Genomic DNA, 1,232 nt, shown 5'->3' with positions numbered 1-1,232 from the left:
TGAATCGCCCCGAGTTTCTTAGACACTCGCAAGCCTCTCGAAGTACTGCTTTTCATAGTTGACGGGCGAAAGCCGGTCAGCATGATTATGACGTCGTTTGACGTTGTAGAACATCTCGATGTAATCAAACACATCTGCTCTGGCCTCATCCCGTGTTGCATACACACGGCGCCGGATTCTTTCCCGCTTGAGTAATTGAAAGAAACTCTCGGCAACGGCGTTGTCATGACAGTTCCCTCGGCGACTCATACTCTGCTGCAAATTGTGCGCCTTGAGAAAGCCCTGCCAATCATAGCTACTGAATTGACTCCCCTGGTCTGAATGAACCATGACGGTTTGTTTCGGTTGCCGCCGCCACACCGCCATCAGCAATGCATTCAAGGCTAGGTCTCGCCCCATGCGAGGCCCCATAGACCAACCGATAACCTGACGAGAAAAGAGGTCAATCACTGCTGCCAGAAACAACCAGCCTTCATGCGTGCGAATGTAAGTGATGTCAGTTACCCAAACCTGGTTTGGTTCCGCCACGTCGAACTGTCGATTCAAGTGATTGGGGGCAAAGACAGACGCCATGCCACCACGTGCTCTCGGACGACGGTGATAGCCGGTTTGTGAACGCAGCTTCTCCTGACGCATTAAGCGATAGATACGATGCTTGCCGCAGCTCTCACCCAATTCACGCAGGTCGTCACATACCTTGCGATAGCCATACACCGAACCGCTTTCAAGCCACGATTGCTTGACGTGGCCCAACAGTCTTCTGTCTTCCATCGTGCGTACAGATTCTGGACAATGCTGCCAAGCGTAGTAACCGCTGTAATGCACGCCGATGACTTTGCAAAGTCGCCGCACTGAATAGACCGATGCATGCGCCTTGATGAATGCGTACTTCAACCGGACTCCTTGGCAAAGTACGCGGCGGCCTTTTTTAGAATGTCACGCTCCTCGGTGACCCGTTTGAGCTCTGCTTTTAACTGCCGCAGTTCGACCTGCTGGTCTTTGATGGCATCGCGCTGGGGTGCTGGCACGCTGTATTGTTTAACCCACTGATACAGACTATGGCCGCTGACACCGAGTCGAGCTGAAACATCAACAACAGCATGTCCTCGTTCTGTGACCTGTTTGACTGCTTCAATCTTGAATTCTTCTGTATATCGCTTTGCACTCATAACACCTCCGTTAACCTATAAATTTATAGGCTCAGATGTGTCTAGTAAAGCCGGGGCGATTCA

1 protein-coding gene is annotated in these 1,232 nt (G+C 51.5%); it reads right to left on the bottom strand.

Going from position 1 to position 1,232, the window contains the following annotated elements; genetic code table 11:
• Positions 1-18 precede the first annotated feature (18 nt).
• A protein-coding gene (locus IXC47_RS19285; protein ID WP_195876771.1) for an IS3 family transposase occupies positions 19-1,169 on the bottom strand; the annotation gives its coding sequence in 2 pieces (ribosomal slippage) (positions 19-932 and positions 932-1,169; 1,152 coding nt in all).
• Positions 1,170-1,232 lie beyond the last annotated feature (63 nt).

The organism is Herminiimonas contaminans, assembly GCF_015645465.1.
Lineage (GTDB): Bacteria > Pseudomonadota > Gammaproteobacteria > Burkholderiales > Burkholderiaceae_D > Oxalicibacterium > Oxalicibacterium contaminans.
The sequence above is the reverse complement of the archived record's forward strand: the minus strand, read 5'-3'. Positions and strand labels throughout refer to the sequence as shown.